The sequence below is a fragment of the Acinetobacter sp. TG2027 genome (assembly GCF_000302435.1).
GTDB classification, from domain to species: Bacteria; Pseudomonadota; Gammaproteobacteria; order Pseudomonadales; family Moraxellaceae; genus Acinetobacter; species Acinetobacter pittii.
Map to the genome: position 1 here is coordinate 53576 of NZ_AMJN01000014.1, position 18131 is coordinate 71706.

The window sequence follows — 18131 nt, forward strand, 5'->3', positions numbered from 1 at the left end:
TCATTTCTCTTTTTTGTGTTTAGGCAAGACGATTATTTCTTTATTCCATTTAACACGGCATACGCTGCCTTAATGCGTTCTTCATTTGGAATACGTTTATTGGTTAACATGACTAAACCAATATTTTCTTTAGGAATGAACACGACATAAGTTCCGAAACCATTGGTTGAACCAGTTTTGTGGAACATCTTAACTGAAGGTTCTTTTGAAATGGCAGTCACTTTATTAGGCTTCATCACAATTTGTTCTGAATTACTGTCTAATAAAGTTTGTAAAGGCGCTGGATAAGAAAATTCTTCCCAACCAAGTGCCTGATACATGGTGCCGACTTGATAGAAACCCTGATGTGTTTCATTAATTGCACGTTGAATATCTTTCGGATATTTCTGTGTGTTGAGGTTGGCATTAATAAACTTAAGCATATCGGGTAGCGTCGATTTAACCCCATATGCTGGAGCATCTAGCGGACCAGGGTTAACACGAATTGGCTGATTTTCTTGGTTATAGCCAAAAGCATAGTTTTGCATCTGAGTTTTAGGAACATTTACATAGCTATGTTTTAAGCCAAGATCTGGAAAAATTGTTTTTTCTAAGACTTGGTCGAAAGGTTTATTCATAGACAATGCCACAACTTTTCCAAATAAACCAATGCTTGGATTTGAATATTGTCTATATTCACCGATTGAGTTTTTAGGTTTCCAGTCTTTGAAAAAAGTTAAAACTTGTTGGTCTGTTTGTACTTCATCTGGGAACTGCAAGGCAAGGTTACCACTTGTATACGTTGCGAGTTGAAGTAAGTTAACTTGGTCAATCGGTGTGTTTTTTAGTTCTTTCCAATATTTACCAGGCGTATCGTCAAAAGAAATTTTTCCTTTATTTTTTGCATATCCACCTGCTGTCGCGGTAAATAATTTACTGACAGAACCTAGTTCAAAAATGGTACTGCTACTTACGGCTTTTTTATCTTGAACAGATTGAAGACCATAATACGTTTCATATTTTTTATTATTCTGAATAACGCCCACGGCCATACCCGGCACATCATATTTATCTAATAAAGGTTTAAAGTTTTGATCTACCAGTTTTTTAATTTCTCGGTCTTTTGGTGTATTGCCCGCATAAATTGAGGTACTAAAAATAAAAAGAGGAGGTAAAAGTAAGCAAGAAATTTTTTTAAATCGCATGATTAACTCTAAATCGTTTAAAAATAAAGATGCGTACTTTTATAACAAAAATCACCAAATTTAATTGTTATGTTTTATTGGTTAAGTGCTTTAAATAGATATAAAAAAAGCCCAACTTCGTCGGGCTTTTATTTTGGCAGTAAAACCGGATTAATAGCTTTCTGGTACTGCACTTAAAAATTCACGACGAGCTTCTTTGTCGGTTTTAAAATCGCCGACAAATGAAACTGTACGGGTTGTAGACTCTTGTTTACCTACACCACGCATCATCATACACATATGTGCTGAATCGATAACTACAGCCACACCACGTGCGCCAGTCACTTCTGCGACGGCTTCGGCGATTTGTTGAGTCAGATTTTCCTGAATTTGCAAACGGCGAGCAAACATCTCGGTAATACGCGCGAATTTAGATAAGCCGAGAACTTTGCCTTCCGGTAAATAGGCAACATGAACACGGCCATAGAATGGGAGGAGATGATGTTCGCAAAGCGAATAGTATTCAATATTCTTCACCAATACCATTTCATGGTTATCTGATGGGAAAACAGCATTATTGGTGACTTCTTCTAAAGTTTTACTATAGCCAGAAGTTAAATATGAAAAAGCTTTAGCCGCACGCACAGGCGTATCTTTAAGGCCGGGACGATCAAGATCTTCACCGACGGCAGTCAGGATATTTGCGTACGATTGCTGCATTGACATAAGACGTATAAATTTACTCTATTAGACAAGCTCGGCATTGTATCAGAAACATGACCTGATGTTCATAAATCCTCGCACTATATTTATTTTGGTTTTGCGCGAGCTTAATAAAAGATGAATAAATTTCATGTTTTTTATCGTTAATAGTCAAGTGATTGGACATAAAATGTGCGCTTAATATTGTTAAGTTCTAAATGATCGCCTGATGGCATCATATTTGCACAGAAGCATTATTATAAAGCACAAGGATAAAACATGTTAGAACGTCCAATCACCTTCTTTTTTCGTGGTGGTCAGCAGCAAGTAGAAAATGTAGTACCTACAATGACGGTTTTACAATTTCTACGAGAATATACCCAAACTGGTAAGACTAGGCAGACTGGTACAAAAGAGGGATGTGCTGAGGGCGATTGTGGTGCATGTACAGTAGTGATTGGTGAGTTGGTCAATGACAACCTGCAATTACGCAGTGTGAATGCGTGTATTCAGTTTTTACCCACTTTAGATGGTAAGGCCCTATTTACAATAGAAGACCTTCGTAGCTTATTGCCTGTACAAGATGGCATACTTCATCCGGTACAACAGGCGATGGTTGATATGCATGGTTCACAATGCGGTTTTTGTACACCCGGTTTTATCATGTCGTTATGGTCAATGTACGAAAATGAACAACATTCTCCAAGCAAAGATAAAATCAGTGATTATCTTTCTGGAAACTTATGTCGCTGTACAGGCTATCGCCCTATTTTAGATGCAGCACAAAAAGCATATGACTATCCGCGCGTTTTATTAAACCGTCAAAAAGTAATTGATGTATTAAAAGAGATCAGAACATTAGCTGCATTGCATTTGAATGATCAAAAGCAGCAATTTTTTGCACCCAAGACTTTGCAGGATTTTGCTACTTTACGTTTACAGTTGCCGCAAGCACGTATTGTTGCAGGTAGCACAGATGTAGGTTTGTGGGTCACAAAGCAGGGCCGTGATTTGGGCGATATGCTTTATATCGGTCAGGTTGAAGAGCTGAAAAAGATTGTAGTCATAGACCATGCTTTAACGATTGGAGCAAATGTAAGTTTGAGCGATGCACTCATTAAAATTTCAGATTTTTATCCCGACTTTCAAGAATTACAGCGCCGTTTTGCTTCCATGCCGATTAAAAATGCAGGAACACTAGGTGGAAATATTGCTAATGGTTCGCCTATTGGTGATTCAATGCCGGCATTAATTACACTAGGTACACGATTGATTTTGCGCGTAGGTGAACAGACTCGTGAAATTGCTTTGGAAGACTTTTATATAGATTATCAAAAAACAGCATTACGACTTGGTGAGTTTGTTGAGGCGATTGTTATTCCGCTTCGCGAAGGGCAGACACGTTTTAAATTTGCCAGCTATAAAATTGCCAAACGTTTTGAGCAAGATATTTCTGCGGTATGTGCAGCCATTTCATGCGATTTAGATAATGATGATGTCGCTCACAATGTAAGAATTGCTTTTGGTGGTATGGCTGCTATTCCCAAACGTGCAAAATATGCAGAAGCCATATTGGAAGGCCAGCAACTTACAGCAGCATTGATCGTTCAGGCGCAGCAGGCCTTGTCGCAAGACTATCAACCCTTAGATGATGGACGTGCTAGCTCGGCATATCGTTTACACGTCGCGAAAAACTGTTTACAGCGGTTTTATGTAGAAAAAATCCTGTCTCAAACGATGACTCGTGTGAATGACTTGATCGCTATGGTGGAGATCTAAAATGAATCAAACCATTGACTTAAATATTTCTAAAAAATCAGCTAAAGCAGGCGACTCGATTCCACACGAAAGTGCACATTTACATGTGACTGGGCAGGCAACTTATATTGATGATTTACCCGAGCTTGAAAATACCATGCATTTGGCAGTTGGATTTTCAAATTGTGCCAAAGGCAAAATCAGTAAGTTTGATTTGGATGCCGTACGTCAGGCTGAAGGTGTTTATGCAGTTTTTTCGGCAAAGGATATTAAGGTTGAAAATAATTGGGGACCAATTGTCAAAGATGACCCAATTTTTGCCGAAGAGCAGGTCGAATTTTATGGACAAGCCTTATTTGTCGTTGTTGCCGAGAGTTATCAGCAAGCCCGTCAGGCAGTTCGCTTAGCAAAAATTGAGTATGTGCCCGAAACTCCGATTTTAACGATTCAAGATGCAATTAAAAAAGAATCGTGGGTGTTACCACCTGTTGAATTTAGTCATGGTGAAGTTGAGCAAGCATTTCAAAATGCAGCTCATCAACTTTCAGGTGCTATTGAGCTGGGTGGGCAAGAGCATTTTTATCTTGAAGGGCAAATTTCCTATGCGATTCCACAAGAAAATCAGAGTTTAAAAGTCTATTGCTCGACACAACATCCAACCGAAATGCAGTTACTGATTTGTCATGCATTAGGCATGAATATGCATCAGGTGAGTGTGGAAAGCCGCCGTATGGGTGGTGGTTTTGGTGGTAAAGAGTCACAGTCGGCGCAGTGGGCATGCATTGCATCTTTGGCAGCAAAAAAAACGGGCCGTCCATGTAAATTACGCTTAGATCGTGATGATGACATGAGTGCTACAGGCAAACGTCACGGTTTTGCTTATGAGTGGTCTGTGGCTTTTGATGACACTGGTATTTTGCAAGGCTTAAAGGTACAACTGGCTTCAAACTGTGGTTTTTCGGCTGATCTTTCTGGGCCAGTGAATGAACGTGCGATTTGCCATATTGGCAATGCCTATTATCTAAATGCAGTTGAGCTACGTAACTTACGTTGTAAAACCAATACTGTTTCCAATACGGCATATCGTGGTTTTGGTGGACCGCAAGGTATGTTTGTCATTGAAAATATTATTGATGATATTGCTCGTTATTTAGGTTGCGATCCGGTTGAAATTCGTCAGCGCAATTTCTTTGCCGAGCAGCCCGGCGCTGGACGTGACCGTATGCACTATGGGGCAGAAGTCCGTGATAATGTTGCGCCAAAATTGGTAGCCGAACTATTGCAAAGTAGTGATTACATGAAGCGTAGACAGACTATTCATGCCTTTAATCAGAACAATGACATCATTAAGCGTGGTATTGCATTAACACCATTAATGTTCGGTATTTCATTTAACGCCGTGCATTACAATCAGGCAGGTGCATTGGTCTATGTGTATATGGATGGCACTGTCGCGATTACACACGGTGGTACAGAAATGGGACAGGGGCTATATACCAAAGTACGGCAGGTTGCTGCACATGAGTTGGGTTTACCCATCGATAGCGTTCGTTTAATTGCAACCGATACTTCTCGTGTACCAAATACTTCGGCAACTGCAGCATCGAGTGGCGCAGATCTAAACGGTAAAGCTGTTCAAAATGCCTGTATTAAAATTCGTGAGCGTCTGGCTAAACTTGCAGCCGAAATAAGTCAAAGTGAAGCTGACCAAGTCCAGTTTGAAGATAGTATGGTTTCAACAGCCAATGGTCATTCATGGACATTTCCTGACTTGGTTCAACGGGCATATATGGCACGTGTACAACTATGGGATAGTGGTTTTTATAAAACGCCAGAAATTCACTATGATCAGGTCAACCATTTGGGGCGTCCATTTTTCTATTATGCCTATGGTGCAGCGGTTAGTGAGGTCGCAATAGATACCTTAACTGGGGAAATGAAAGTATTACGTGCCGACATTTTGCATGACGTCGGGCGGTCAATTAACCCTGCAATTGATATTGGGCAAATTGAAGGCGGGTTTGTGCAAGGGATGGGATGGCTCACGACAGAAGAGTTGTATTGGCAGCCGCAGGGTCCACACGCAGGCCGATTATTTACCCATGCACCTTCAACTTACAAAATCCCGACCAGTGTGGACATTCCTCATATTTTTAATGTCAAACTGTTTAATAATCAAAATCAGGCAGACACCATCTATCGCTCTAAAGCGGTAGGTGAACCGCCATTTATGTTGGCATTATCGGTTTTCTCTGCAATTCGTCAGGCAGTACAGGCGGCTATTCCAGAAAATGCACCGCTCATGCTCAATGCTCCGGCAACTGCCGAGGAAATTTTACGTGCAATTGCGATTGGACGGGGACAAGATTTGGCTGCTCGCCCACAGGCTAAAATGTAGAAGATTATGCAACATTTACAATGGTGGACTGATTTTGTAGCGTGGCAAGTCGATGCTCTGCCTATGGTACTGGTCACAGTGGTCCGTGCTGATGGTTCTACGCCACGAGAGGTTGGTGCAACGATGTTGTTGCGATTTAATTTGCAACAGCAATGGCAGCAGTCAGATACGATAGGTGGTGGGCATTTAGAGTTTCAGGCGATTGATATTGCTAAAGCAATGTTAAAAGAATCGGAAACTTGTGTGAGGCGTATTGAACGCTTTAACCTCAGTGCTCGGCTTGGGCAGTGTTGTGGCGGAGTAATGTGGTTATTGTTTGAAAAAATATTACCCGCTGAAATTGCGTCGGATTTATCTGGGAGTTTGCAAGCATGGCGAGCTGGAAAGCATATATGGCGTAATGCCTCATATCAATATGCATCCACTTGGCAAACGATGGATAGGGAACAACAACCAAGTTTCGAGTTTCATTCTGGCAGCAGTGAAGAATGGCAATTTAGCCAGCAGATTCAACCAAATACCATGCAAGTGCTGATTTGTGGCGCGGGGCATGTGGCTGAAGCAATTGTCCGTTGTTTATTACCTATTGGTGTGAGGGTGAAATGGATTGATCCGCGTGATGATATTTTCCCATCCGATTTACTGGAACAGGCGTACTGTATAACAACTGATACCTTAGAAGCCGAGATCGAACATTTTGACCGTTCAGGTGCAGTTTTAATTTTAACGCACGATCATCAACTAGATCTGCAACTGTGTTTTACAGCCTTAAAACCTACGGCAAAACCATTTGCTTATGTTGGGATGATTGGCTCAAAAAGTAAAAGGGCCATTTTTGAAAAACGTATGCAGGTGCGAGGTTATACTTCGGAAACATTACAACGTTTGGTTTGTCCGATCGGGATAGACGGGATTTCATCAAAACAACCTGCAATGATTGCCATTGCAGTAGTTGCTCAATTATTACAGGTATTTGATGTAAAAAAATGATCCTAAAGGATCATTTTTTTTGTTCGAATTTTGGATTTTTTTCTGCACGTTTAAGCAGTACGAGAACGGCACCTGTGCCACCTTGGTTTTCAGGAGCACTTACAAATGCCAAAACATCACGATGTTGGCGTAGCCATCCGTTGACATAGGTTTTTAAGACCGCTTCTGGGCCTTTACCATGCACAATTTTAATGACATTTTGATTTTCATCTTTTGCCATCTGGATGATTTGTAAAACTGCGTCACGTGCTTGTTCAATGGTACAGCCGTGTAAATCTACAGCTTCAAACCAACGCATCTTGCCTGCTTTTAAGTCTTCAAAAACCTTATGTTGAAGAGTCGCAATGCGATAGCTTAACGTTGCTTGGCTTGCGACCGGATTTAAAGCAGCTTGTGTATCTGATAGCTCGGCATGTTCGGTATCACGACCACCTTCGGCAGCTGCACGTTTCGCCAGTGTTTGTGCATCAACTTTTTTGGCACGTGGGGTTTTTACATCGGCAATATTACTATTGTTGATGGGTTTAACGCCTGCAACAGCCTGCTTAAATAGATGTGTGTCTTCCAATTCTTCAGAATCAGCCTGAGATTTTTTAGACTCAGGCTGATTTGCGATTTTGCTTGAATGAGGATTGGAGATTTGCTTTTTAAATTGCTTCAATAACTTTTGTTGCTCTTTAGAAAGCGATGAATCTTTATTACTCATATATCTTCATTAAACCGTTTGAGGTTGTCCAAAAAGGGCAGTAAAAGCTTGATCTGGACGTGGTTGTTTCATAAAACTTTCGCCAACCAAGAAAGTGTGAATATCATGCTCTTGCATCATACGTACATCATCTGGTGTCGCAATACCACTTTCAGTGATCAATAAACGTGAGGCCGGAAGTAATTTTTTCAACCGAATAGTAGTATTTAAATCTACATCAAAGGTTTTTAAATTACGGTTATTCACGCCTAATAAACATTGCTCAGAAAGCTTTAAGGCACGCTCTAACTCTTCTTCGTCATGAACTTCAACCAATACATCAAGTTGATGCTCAAACGCAGTTTTAGACATTTCTTCGAGTTGCTGGTCAGACAAACAAGCAACAATTAATAAAATACAGTCAGCATGCAAAGCACGTGCTTCAACTACATTGTATGGGTCGACCAAAAAGTCTTTACGTAAAGCAGGTAGGGCACAATGATTACGGGCAATCGCAATATTTTCATCTGCCCCCTGAAAGAAATCAACATCGGTCAATACCGATAAACATGCTGCTCCAGCTTGTTCATATTGCTGAGCAATTTCGGCAGGATTAAAGTCTGCGCGAATGATTCCTTTTGATGGAGATGCTTTTTTAATTTCAGCAATCACGCCCGGACGTTTATGTTGTAAAGCTTTTGCAAAGCCACGCACCGGAGTCGCTGCTTTTGCAAGCTCTTCTACATCTTGCAAATTACGTTGTTTTAAACGCGCAGCAAGTTCCTCATGTTTACGGTCAACAATTTTACCTAAAATGGTATTTTGAATATTAATCATGAGAAGTCCTTAATCTGCCTGAGATTGTTTTAATGTTTTAGTAAATTCAGCTAAAACACTCATTTTCTCTAATGCTTGCCCGCCGTAAATAATATCTTGAGCGAATGCAACAGCCTGAGCATAAGTCTTGGTAATGCCCGCTACATAAATGCCTGCGCCTGCATTAAGCGCAATCATGTTTGCAGCTTTTTCACCAATATCAGATTTATTTTTGCTTAAAGCATCTTTAATGAGCTTTAGACTCGCCGTTGCATCTGCGACAACCAAACCATTTAATGTTTGTGACTCAATCCCGACATCTTCCGGATTAAGGGTCCATTCCGTAATTTCACCGTCTTTAAGCTCAGCAATAGTTGTCGGAGCTGCAAGACTGATTTCATCAAGACCATCTTTTGAATGGACAACCATGACATGTTCGGCACCAAGTTGTTTCATCACTTCGGCAATTGGGCGGCACAGTTCATCTGAAAACACACCAATCACAAAGCGTTTTACACCAGCTGGATTGGTCAGTGGGCCAAGTAAATTAAAAATACTACGAATACCAAGTTCACGACGTGGGCCAGCAGCGTATTTCATGGCTTTGTGGTGGTTTGGTGCAAACAAGAAACCCACACCCATTTCACGGATGCAGCGTTCGGTTTGTTGCATATCTAAATCAAGGTGAATACCCGCTTGTTCAAGTAGGTCTGATGAACCTGATTTACTTGAAACGCCACGATTACCATGTTTTGCAATGGTCGCACCTGCTGCAGCAATCACAAAGCTAGATGCTGTAGAGACGTTAAATAAATTTTGTCCATCACCGCCAGTACCCACAATATCAACTAAATGTTTGATATCACTTACATCGATCTTGATCGCAAATTCACGCATGACACGTGCGGCTGCTGTCATTTCGTCAATGCTTTCACCTTTCATGCGTAGGCCCATCATTAAAGCACCAATTTGTGCTTCGGTTGCCTCACCTTGCATGATGCTGCGCATAATTTCTTCCATTTGAGGCTGAGTCAAATGAATGTTCTTGGTAATGTGGTTGAGCGCCTGTTGGATATTCATAGTCATGATTTACAGCATTAATGATTAAAATTTTTAGGTGAAGTTGATCGAGTGTGGGAGGTTCGGCCTATTGCGTTCCATGATTCACTAGCTAGGGGGCTATGTTAGCAGAAAATAACCAAAGATTTTTGCTGTTCGATAAGAGTTTTAAAAATTTTGCTCAGTTAGGGTATGGGTTTGAGTCATAAACAGAATTTATTTATTGAAAAAGGTTTTAGTTTGTTGTGAGTTTTTATGATAAATAATTAACCATTTGGTATATCTTAAACATCAATATATCTAGAAAAAATGTGTATAAATCAACCAAATAAAAGTGGATATAGTAGGGCGATCTTTATTTTGTCTATTAATAAATATGTATTTAAATAACTTGAAATATGTAGGGGCTTTAAAAAATAAGCGCTCATTTATTTTTGTATTTGTTGCACTGTTTCATCCATTAAAAAGCTATGCGCAAGAAACCGTAGAGCAAACACAAAACCAAGCTAAACCAGATAAAGTAGTTCGTGTTGCGGTGACAGGTTCTCGGATTTCAAAAGCACAAAAAGATGGCCCGACCAGTGTGACCGTCATTACCGCAGCTGATATTGAAAAACAAGGTTTTAGTAATGCATTTGACGCACTCAATAACCTGACGCAAAACACTGGTTTTGTGCAAGGTGCCGATTATGGAAATACTTTTACACCTGCAGCGAACGCCATTAGTTTGCGAGGTCTGGGACCCAATCATACTTTGACTTTAATTAATGGACATCGGGTTGCAGACTATCCTGTACCGTACGACGGTTCTGTCAATTTCGTGAACTTAGCCAATATTCCAACTGCCATTATTGACCGTATTGAAATATTAAACGGTGGCGCTTCTGCAATTTATGGTTCAGATGCAATTGCAGGTGTGGTAAATATTATTCTGAAAAAGAAAACAGACGGCACACAATTTAATATTAAGGCAGGTGGAACCAAAGAAGGTGGTGAAAATTTACGTTTACAACTAAGTGGTAGTAAAACTTTAGACAAGCTTAGTCTGGTTTATGGGGTTGAACTCAGCGGCCGTGAACCGATATGGGCAGCCGATCGGGATTTTATGAAGAGCCGAACTCGTTTGGGAGAAAAACCAGACACGATTGTGGGCCGTAAAAATGCCGATACTGGTAAATACCTTTCTATTGGTGGATGTCAGGCCTTTAATGGTTTATTTAACGGATCAGTCAATAATATTGGACAAGCAGGGGCGGACAATTGTGCCAGTGGTTTGGCACGGCCAACTTATTGGACGGTTCAGACCCAAAACCGCAGCCAAAATGGTTATCTCGGTTTAGATTATGAGTTAAATGATAAAACCCAATTATTTGCAGATTTTTTGATTGGGGCAAACCAAATTGAAAATAATACCCGTAGTCCGACATGGACTTCTTTAGCTGCAACGAGTGGTTATTTCCTAAATCAAGATTCGGGAAATTATGAAATTTGGAATCGCCGTTTTGCACCTGAAGAATTAGGTGGGGTAGAACGAATAAATAAAAAATGGAAAGAACTTTCTTCTAACTTAAATTTTGGAATTCGAGGCGATATTGGAGAGACGAGCTGGAGTTATGAAGCAGCCTATAATGGTTCCATTTATACTAGTCAGCTAAACCGCCAAGGCTTATTACGTTCGAATGTTGATGAATATTTCTTAGGTCAGCAACTTGGTACAGATGCAGATGGTATTCCTATTTATTCACCTCACTTAGATCGTTTAAGTCGACCATTAACAGCAAGTGAATTTGAAAGTATTTCGGGCACAACAAAAGAAAAAGATAAATCGTGGGCACAAAGTTTAACCTTAAGTGCGAATGGTGATGTGTTTAAGTTACCTGCGGGAACTGCCAAACTTGCAGCAGTGGCTGAAATTGGGCGTCAAGGCTTTTCGATTAAGCCAGATCAGGCAGTGGAAAATGGTGAGTTTTATAATACGAGTTCTAGTGGAGAATATAGTGGTACTCGTACACGCCAAGCACTTGGTGCAGAATTATTCTTACCTTTAGCAAAGCCCTTAAATTTAACCTTGTCCGGACGTTATGACCGTTATGCTTTGTCAGATAACAGTATTGATAAGCTAACTTTTGGTTCAGGCCTTGAGTTTAGGCCACATCCGACTTTATTGGTGCGCGGTAACTACGCAACTAGTTTTCGTGCACCAGATATGAACTATCTCTTCTTAAATAAGCAAAAAGGTTATTTCGCAAGTACGACTGACTATTTACGTTGTAGCCAAACGGGACAACCTTTAGATAAATGTACCTTTAAAGATTACGCACCTGGGGCGAACTACACTTTAACCGGAAACAAAGAGCTGAAACCTGAAGAGGGTAAATCTTATGGTGCAGGGTTTGTTTGGTCGCCAACCAATAAATTTGATATCAGCGTCGATTACTGGGATATCAAAATTGATAATCTTGTGACCAACTTAAGTGCGGACAAAATTCTACGTTTGGAAGCAGATTGTCGTTTAGGCAACCAAGATATTAACTCTGCAGCCTGTATTGATGCATTAGCACGTGTGGAGCGTAACCCTGCAAATGCAGTTGTCGACCCAAATGTAATTAAGAATATTAATATCGTTCCGATTAATGCTGCATCCGACCATACCCGCGGGATTGATTTCACTAGCAGATGGCGCTGGAAAACAGACAGCTTTGGTAACTTTCTCTGGACGATCAATTATAGCCGTGTACTAGAACATGAATATCAACAATCAAAAGATGGCGAGAAAGATGACTATTTAAAAGATTTAAGTATTCCGGATTGGCGTGACCGTTTTAATACTAGTCTCAGCTGGAGCTTTGGTGATTGGGCATCAACAGTATTAGTTAATCGTTATGGCAAAATTCCAAACGGCGACCAGACTGCCTATTTAAGCCCAACGTATTTGGTGAATTGGAGTGGTACTTATCAAATCTCTCCAAAAGCTTCTGCTTCAATCATTATCAATAACTTGTTTGACAAAGTGAAACGAGATGACACAGGCGGTTGGCCGTATTATCCGATAGGATCATATTCACCATTTGGCCGTCAAGGTTGGTTGGAGTTTAACTATAAATTCTAAGAATGATGTATGGATGCAGCGAAGTGGTACAGCATTTGCTGCATCTTTTTATTTAAAACTACAGAGGATAAAACCCCTTATGCTGGTCAAGCCTTCATTTAAAAAAAGATTGCTACTTACAACATTATTATCTTTATCTGCGACACAGATTTTTGCATCGAATAACAGTGAACAGATCCCGATTGGTAAATTACCCGAGTGGGTTATACCCGAATCTTATGATTTAGATTTTAAGATTGATCCCGCACAAAAAGGCTATACCGGTAAAACCACTATTCATTTAAAACTGGCTCAAGCCACAGATCACATCTGGATTCATGGTAAATCTTTGACGGTTAAAGATGTGAATATTACATCGGCAGAGGGTACTAAAACCAAGGCAAAATATGAGCAAGCCTCCGAGGTCGATGGGGTGAGTAAAATTAAATTTGCCAAAACCTTACCCGCAGGCCAGTATCAACTCGTTCTAGATTTTAATGCGGCGTACGACCAGCAGCTCGATGGTATTTATAAAATCGAGTTTGAGGGTAAACCTTATGTGATGACGCAAATGGAAGCAATTAGTGCACGCCAGTCATTCCCATCATTTGATGAACCACGTTTTAAAACGCCGTTTAATATTCGTTTGACGATTCCAAGCAAATATTCAGGGTTTGCCAATACCCAACAAACGTCGGAGCAAGCAGAGAAGTCGGGTTGGAAAACACTCAGTTTTGCACAAACCAAACCACTACCAACATATTTACTTGCATTGGCTGTTGGGCCGTGGCAATTACAAAAAGGATCTGATATTGGAGCAACTTCATGGCGTAAGCAGCCGATCCAGTTACGTGGTATTGCACCCGGTGCTAAAGCTGAAAAAATGCAGCATGCCTTATCTGAAACGCCAGCCATTTTAAAAACTTTAGAAGATTATTTTGCCTTTGGTTATCCATTTGACAAGCTCGACTTACTTGCAGCACCAGACTTTGCCGCTGGGGCTATGGAAAACCCGGGGCTAATTACTTTTAGAGACTATCTAATGTTGTTAGATAAGGACTCGCCAGTTTCTTTTATACAGAATTCATTTAATGTCAATGCACATGAGCTTGCACATCAATGGTTCGGTGATGTCGTCACGATGCCATGGTGGGATGATTTGTGGCTAAATGAATCTTTTGCCACATGGATGCAAAGTAAAATTACTCAAAAATTACATCCCGAATTTAATGCTGACCTAGAACGTATTACAGACACCGCAGATGCGATGAAAAGTGACAGCTTAGTGAGTGTGCGCCGTATTCGCCAGCCTATTTTAAGTAATGCCGATATTCAAACTGCTTTCGATGGTATTACTTATCAAAAAGGTGCAGCTGTTTTAAATATGTTTGAAAACTATTTAGGTGAAGAAAAATTCAAACAAGGGGTGCGCAATTATATTAATAAGCACCAATATGGTAATGCGACAGCCAATGATTTAATTAGCGCTTTAGCAGAGCAGTCTGAGCAAAGTGAGCGCTTTGCTAAAGCGATGAAAAGTTTCCTTGATCAACCGGGTGTACCTTTACTCAATACTTCACTACAGCAAGAAGGCAATAAAGTCTTTTTAAATGTGAAGCAAAGCCGTTATTTACCTGTGGGCTCAAAGGGTGATGCAAGAAGCCTCTGGGGTGTACCGTTATGTGTACGTTATGAAGTTCCAAATGCAGGCAGTAAAGTCCAGTGTGAGCTGGTAGACCAAACAGAAGTCAAGATTGAACTCAAAGGTGCCAGCCTTGGCAGTTGGTATATTCCAAATGCAGATGCGGCAGGGTATTACCAATTTAGTTTGCCTCAAAAAGAATTTACTCGTCTGACTGCGGCTACAGAGAAGCTTTCTAACAGTGAACAGTTGGCCTATGCCTATGCAATTTCAGCGGCATTTAACCATGGTGATATTAATTTATTGGCTGTCGTAGATGCTGCGAAGAAATTTGCCAATTCGAATAGCCGACAAATTAGTACAGCGCTGTTTTCCCAGTTAAGTACGATTCATCGTCATGTATTGAAAACAGACGCTGAACATGAACATTTTAGGAAAGTCTTAGCCAATTTATATTTACCTAAATTAAATCAGTTAGGTTATGTCAGCAAAACAGGCGAATCAGCTGAAGACAGTTTATGGCGTAGTGAGTTGGTTAGATTTCTTGCTTTAGATATTCAAGTTCCAGAAGTCCGTGCACAAATTTTAAAACAGTCAAATGCACTCTTTGCTCAAAAGCAGCTTAACTTTGCGCAAGTAACCCCTGAATTATTGCCAACCATTTTAGCTGTACGTGTACAAGAAAAGGGCCAATCTGCTTTTGATCGATTGTCTGGAGAGTTACAACGCGTGACTCAACCGACACAGCGTCTTGCGATTCTTACAGCTCTAGGTTCAGCAAATCAAGAAGCAACACGCCAACAAGCACGACAGTTGATTTTGAACCCGCGTGTTAAAGTTGGTGAAGTGCGTACTGTGGTCAACTCAATCAATAATTATGGAGATGAACAAGGTGGCTTATGGTCTTGGTTTAAGGTAAATCATGATGCTGTATTTGATCGTTTAGGTAAATCTTCAGCTGGGCGTTTCCCTGCAATGTTTAGTGGGGCAGCATGTACCCAACAACAAGCGGCACAGTTAAATGACTTTTTTGCACCACGAACTAAAGAATTGGTTGGGGTAGAAAGAGGATTGAAACAGACTAAAGAGCGTATTCAACTCTGCGAATCGCTGGTAGCAAAACAAGATGGGTCAATTGTGCAACAGTTAAAGTTGTAATTGATTCAGCCATAAAAAAGCCAACTGATCGTAGTTGGCTTTTTTATTCAGGGTTCTTATCAAATTACTTTTAAAACAATCTATTGACGGCTGACTTATGCGTAGATGTCTAAAAAGTTTTTAAAGATTTGATGGCCATGTTGACTCAAAATGGATTCAGGATGGAATTGTACGCCTTCAACAGGAAGTGTCTTATGTTTAACGCCCATAATTTCTTCCATTGAGCCATCTGCTTCATTGGTCCAGCATGTTACTTCAAGACAGTCAGGTAGCGTTTCCTGATCAATCACTAATGAATGATAACGAGTTGCCGAGAATGGGCTAGGAAGATTACTGAAAATACCTTTATTGCTATGGTACATATCAGATAAACGTCCATGCATCACCGTTTTGGCTCTTACAATTTTTCCGCCAAAAGCTTGCCCAATACTTTGATGCCCTAAACACACGCCAAGCAAAGGAATTTTTCCGGCAAAGTGATTAATTGCAGGAATTGAAATACCTGCTTCACTTGGAGAGCAAGGGCCAGGACCAATCACAAGATATTTTGGTTGCCATCGTTCAATATCCTCTAATGTGACTTGATCATTGCGAACTACTTTTACTTCCTGATTCAACTCGCCAAAGTATTGGACGATGTTGTAGGTAAAAGAGTCGTAATTGTCGATCATTAGAAGCATTTTATATTCAACTCGCTGATTTATAAAAGGATTTATTTTTGATGTGGTTTTGGTACTCAATTTGGTACTCAAGATTGAAAAAGTACCTATCTCATTGTATAAAATAAAGCCACCTCAATAGGTGGCTACTTTACCAGATTCTTTTGTGTCTGTAACGACAGATTGCACGTAGGACAATAACCAAAAACTTTTTCGCCCGGATCTGGAGCGGAGGCCGTCACACAAGAGGCAAGGGCTATTTAGGGGATATGGAGAAATACAACTCCGCAGCAATGATGGGTTTTACAGTTTTACGGTTCAGCACAGAGCAAGTGAAAGCAGGCGTGGCGATTAAACAAATTGAGCAATTGGTAGGTGAAAAATGAGTGCAGTTTTAAAAACACAACAAATGGATTGGTCTAAATATACTATTGACGGTTGGTTAGAGCAGTTTGGCGCATGGTGTGAAACAGTTAGAATGAAAGGGGGTGATTTGCCAGATGGGCTTCATATCAATCAAATTTACTGGTTGATGCGTGAAGCTGGCAAAGAAGTACAAAAAAGTAAATCTTATATTCGATGTGAGATCAGTGATTATGAGGCGGATCAAATTCAAGCACTTTTACGAAGTCTATTAAATTCTGATAAAACAGATTTTACAACTAAGTTTGCATTAATTTGTTTAATTAAAAATAAGGTTGAAAATAAAGGATTGTTGAAGGTTGCTCAAGAAACAAACCAATCTAAAGCTCAGGTCGCAATTATGGTGAGTTGCGCTAGATTTTATTTATTAGGTCATGATAAAAGATTAAGACAAAATGGAGGTTCAAATGAAAACATACACTGTAAAACTATATGAAGGCGTTAGTCGGGAGAAAGTTAATGAAACTTTGAAATACTACCCTGATTATTTTGGTAAAATATCAATAATTACAAATGTAATTAATAATAAATTGCAATTAACACTAAAAGCATTTGAAGGAATCGACGTTATAACTGCCAATGATCTAATGATTAAAATCGTTGAACGTTTAAAAGCTTCTCAATTAGTAGAAAAGCATAATTTAGACTTGTTGACTGTCTAGACGCTTTATGGCATATTTTTGATATAGTGGACAAAGTTATAAGCGTTGCACCAATTTGTTTTAAAAGCTCACTTAATCGTGGGCTTTTAATTAGGATTTGAAAAAACATGAAATTTATCGTATATTAAACAGGTATTCTACTTCCTATGTAGTTATTCAGTTTATAGTCCGTACCTTCCCCAAGGTACGGATTTTTTTTATTTTTTGCTATATAGTCCAGGCTGGTAAAAATGAATATCTGTGTTGGTGGTGAATTAGATGGGCAAGTGATAGAAAAAAAGGGGTGTTAAGAACAAAGATGTATATAAATATTATAAAACTCAGTAATTGCATAATAAATTCAAATATTTACTTAAAATCAGGGTGACCGAATTTAAACAATCTTTACCTAGGCGAAGGATTTAGTAACTCAAATAAACATTATTTTAGACGGATAATTATAAAAAACGGAGTACAAATGTCATGAATAAGAATGTAGAGCTAATAAATTACATTGATGTAGCTGAGACAGTTTACGAACGGGTATATGAAAATAATAAAATTTCAAATAATTTGATCGTTAATCTAAATCGCATTATGGCTGAGATAAAGAATCAAGCTGCAGAAAAAAGACTCAAATTGAAGTACAGCTCAATAGACTTTGAACATTGTTTAAGTTTGCCTTTAGCTGATCGCAAGATAAAAGTAGATTTAAGTCTTATACCTCATTTTGAAGATCGTGAAGAAAGTATTTTGTGGTTAACTAACTTTATTGGAAAAATTTGTGAGCCCAGAAAGATGCAAAGACAGAAAAAAAACTTCATTAAGTACCTGTGAATTTTAGATGAACAGCCCTTAAAGCGGTTTTTTATTGCTAGTAGAATATTTAAGGTATCTTTTCTAATAGGCACATACTATTAAAGTGTTTTTTATTTATTTTTTAGATTGA

Annotated in this window: 14 protein-coding genes; 8 read left to right on the plus strand and 6 right to left on the minus strand. The window is 39.6% G+C overall.

From position 1 onward, the window contains the following. Positions 1 to 32: 32 nt before the first annotated feature. Both B806_RS0104925 and folE read right to left on the minus strand, forming a co-directional pair. On the minus strand, positions 33 to 1184 hold the full coding sequence (locus tag B806_RS0104925; protein WP_017386568.1) for an extended-spectrum class C beta-lactamase ADC-150: 1152 nt from the start codon (positions 1182 to 1184) through the stop codon (positions 33 to 35). A 150-nt stretch (positions 1185 to 1334) separates the two neighbouring features. Then, a complete protein-coding gene (gene folE / locus B806_RS0104930) occupies positions 1335 to 1883 on the minus strand; it encodes a GTP cyclohydrolase I FolE (RefSeq protein WP_171061155.1) in 549 nt (182 codons plus the stop codon). 261 nt (positions 1884 to 2144) lie between these two features. Here folE and xdhA point away from each other — a divergent pair, with 261 nt between their 5' ends. Genes xdhA through xdhC form a run of 3 tightly spaced genes read left to right on the plus strand, consistent with a single transcriptional unit; the run spans position 2145 to position 7011 of the window. Next, positions 2145 to 3644, plus strand: a complete 1500-nt coding sequence (gene xdhA, locus B806_RS0104935) for a xanthine dehydrogenase small subunit (protein WP_017386567.1) — start codon at positions 2145 to 2147, stop codon at positions 3642 to 3644. A gap of 1 nt (position 3645) precedes the next feature. Next, entirely contained in the window at positions 3646 to 6021 is a 2376-nt protein-coding gene (gene xdhB, locus B806_RS0104940) for a xanthine dehydrogenase molybdopterin binding subunit (RefSeq protein ID WP_017386566.1), read from the plus strand. A 6-nt stretch (positions 6022 to 6027) separates the two neighbouring features. Next, positions 6028 to 7011 carry a xanthine dehydrogenase accessory protein XdhC gene (gene xdhC, locus B806_RS0104945; protein ID WP_017386565.1) on the plus strand — a complete coding sequence of 328 codons (984 nt, stop codon included), beginning with the start codon at positions 6028 to 6030 and terminating at the stop codon, positions 7009 to 7011. A gap of 10 nt (positions 7012 to 7021) precedes the next feature. Here the strand turns inward: xdhC and B806_RS0104950 are convergent, their stop codons facing one another. The 3 genes from B806_RS0104950 to trpD are packed head-to-tail and all read right to left on the minus strand — an operon-like array spanning position 7022 to position 9592. Next, positions 7022 to 7717 carry a Smr/MutS family protein gene (locus B806_RS0104950; RefSeq protein WP_000066121.1) on the minus strand — a complete coding sequence of 232 codons (696 nt, stop codon included), beginning with the start codon at positions 7715 to 7717 and terminating at the stop codon, positions 7022 to 7024. Between the two features lie 9 nt (positions 7718 to 7726). Then, positions 7727 to 8533 carry an indole-3-glycerol phosphate synthase TrpC gene (gene trpC, locus B806_RS0104955; RefSeq protein ID WP_017402706.1) on the minus strand — a complete coding sequence of 269 codons (807 nt, stop codon included), beginning with the start codon at positions 8531 to 8533 and terminating at the stop codon, positions 7727 to 7729. Positions 8534 to 8542: 9 nt separating this feature from the next. Beyond that, positions 8543 to 9592 carry an anthranilate phosphoribosyltransferase gene (gene trpD / locus B806_RS0104960; RefSeq protein ID WP_001982145.1) on the minus strand — a complete coding sequence of 350 codons (1050 nt, stop codon included), beginning with the start codon at positions 9590 to 9592 and terminating at the stop codon, positions 8543 to 8545. A 355-nt stretch (positions 9593 to 9947) separates the two neighbouring features. On the opposite strand from trpD, the gene B806_RS0104965 reads away from it, so the two are divergent. Together B806_RS0104965 and B806_RS0104970 are read left to right on the plus strand one after the other, a co-directional pair. Next, the gene (locus B806_RS0104965; protein WP_017386563.1) at positions 9948 to 12680 is read left to right on the plus strand and encodes a TonB-dependent receptor; all 2733 of its coding nucleotides are present in this window, start codon (positions 9948 to 9950) and stop codon (positions 12678 to 12680) included. Between the two features lie 13 nt (positions 12681 to 12693). Further along, positions 12694 to 15459 (plus strand): M1 family metallopeptidase, encoded by a 2766-nt coding sequence (locus tag B806_RS0104970; protein ID WP_017386562.1) that lies wholly within the window; start codon positions 12694 to 12696, stop codon positions 15457 to 15459. Between the two features lie 95 nt (positions 15460 to 15554). Here B806_RS0104970 and B806_RS0104975 read toward each other — a convergent pair whose 3' ends face one another. Beyond that, entirely contained in the window at positions 15555 to 16139 is a 585-nt protein-coding gene (locus B806_RS0104975; RefSeq protein WP_000925673.1) for an aminodeoxychorismate/anthranilate synthase component II, read from the minus strand. A 361-nt stretch (positions 16140 to 16500) separates the two neighbouring features. Between B806_RS0104975 and B806_RS0104985 the strand changes: the two genes are divergently transcribed. The 3 genes from B806_RS0104985 to B806_RS0104995 all read left to right on the plus strand — a co-directional run bounded on the left by B806_RS0104985 (position 16501) and on the right by B806_RS0104995 (position 18019). Further along, positions 16501 to 16977, plus strand: a complete 477-nt coding sequence (locus B806_RS0104985; protein ID WP_001277128.1) for a hypothetical protein — start codon at positions 16501 to 16503, stop codon at positions 16975 to 16977. Next, complete coding sequence (locus tag B806_RS0104990; protein WP_000861102.1) at positions 16949 to 17203, plus strand: hypothetical protein; 255 nt, start codon at positions 16949 to 16951, stop codon at positions 17201 to 17203. Before B806_RS0104985 ends, B806_RS0104990 begins: the two co-directional genes overlap by 29 nt. Positions 17204 to 17665: 462 nt before the next feature. Then, positions 17666 to 18019 (plus strand): hypothetical protein, encoded by a 354-nt coding sequence (locus tag B806_RS0104995; protein ID WP_001039311.1) that lies wholly within the window; start codon positions 17666 to 17668, stop codon positions 18017 to 18019. Positions 18020 to 18131: the final 112 nt, after the last annotated feature.

What these genes read in the sequence shown, in the direction of transcription:
- B806_RS0104925 (WP_017386568.1), bottom strand. Translation starts at nt 1,184, where the DNA reads ATGCGATTTAAAAAAATTTCTTGCTTACTTTTACCTCCTCTTTTTATT.
- folE (WP_171061155.1), bottom strand. Translation starts at nt 1,883, where the DNA reads ATGCAGCAATCGTACGCAAATATCCTGACTGCCGTCGGTGAAGATCTT.
- xdhA (WP_017386567.1), top strand. Translation starts at nt 2,145, where the DNA reads ATGTTAGAACGTCCAATCACCTTCTTTTTTCGTGGTGGTCAGCAGCAA.
- xdhB (WP_017386566.1), top strand. Translation starts at nt 3,646, where the DNA reads ATGAATCAAACCATTGACTTAAATATTTCTAAAAAATCAGCTAAAGCA.
- xdhC (WP_017386565.1), top strand. Translation starts at nt 6,028, where the DNA reads ATGCAACATTTACAATGGTGGACTGATTTTGTAGCGTGGCAAGTCGAT.
- B806_RS0104950 (WP_000066121.1), bottom strand. Translation starts at nt 7,717, where the DNA reads ATGAGTAATAAAGATTCATCGCTTTCTAAAGAGCAACAAAAGTTATTG.
- trpC (WP_017402706.1), bottom strand. Translation starts at nt 8,533, where the DNA reads ATGATTAATATTCAAAATACCATTTTAGGTAAAATTGTTGACCGTAAA.
- trpD (WP_001982145.1), bottom strand. Translation starts at nt 9,592, where the DNA reads ATGAATATCCAACAGGCGCTCAACCACATTACCAAGAACATTCATTTG.
- B806_RS0104965 (WP_017386563.1), top strand. Translation starts at nt 9,948, where the DNA reads ATGTATTTAAATAACTTGAAATATGTAGGGGCTTTAAAAAATAAGCGC.
- B806_RS0104970 (WP_017386562.1), top strand. Translation starts at nt 12,694, where the DNA reads ATGCAGCGAAGTGGTACAGCATTTGCTGCATCTTTTTATTTAAAACTA.
- B806_RS0104975 (WP_000925673.1), bottom strand. Translation starts at nt 16,139, where the DNA reads ATGCTTCTAATGATCGACAATTACGACTCTTTTACCTACAACATCGTC.
- B806_RS0104985 (WP_001277128.1), top strand. Translation starts at nt 16,501, where the DNA reads ATGAGTGCAGTTTTAAAAACACAACAAATGGATTGGTCTAAATATACT.
- B806_RS0104990 (WP_000861102.1), top strand. Translation starts at nt 16,949, where the DNA reads ATGAAAACATACACTGTAAAACTATATGAAGGCGTTAGTCGGGAGAAA.
- B806_RS0104995 (WP_001039311.1), top strand. Translation starts at nt 17,666, where the DNA reads ATGAATAAGAATGTAGAGCTAATAAATTACATTGATGTAGCTGAGACA.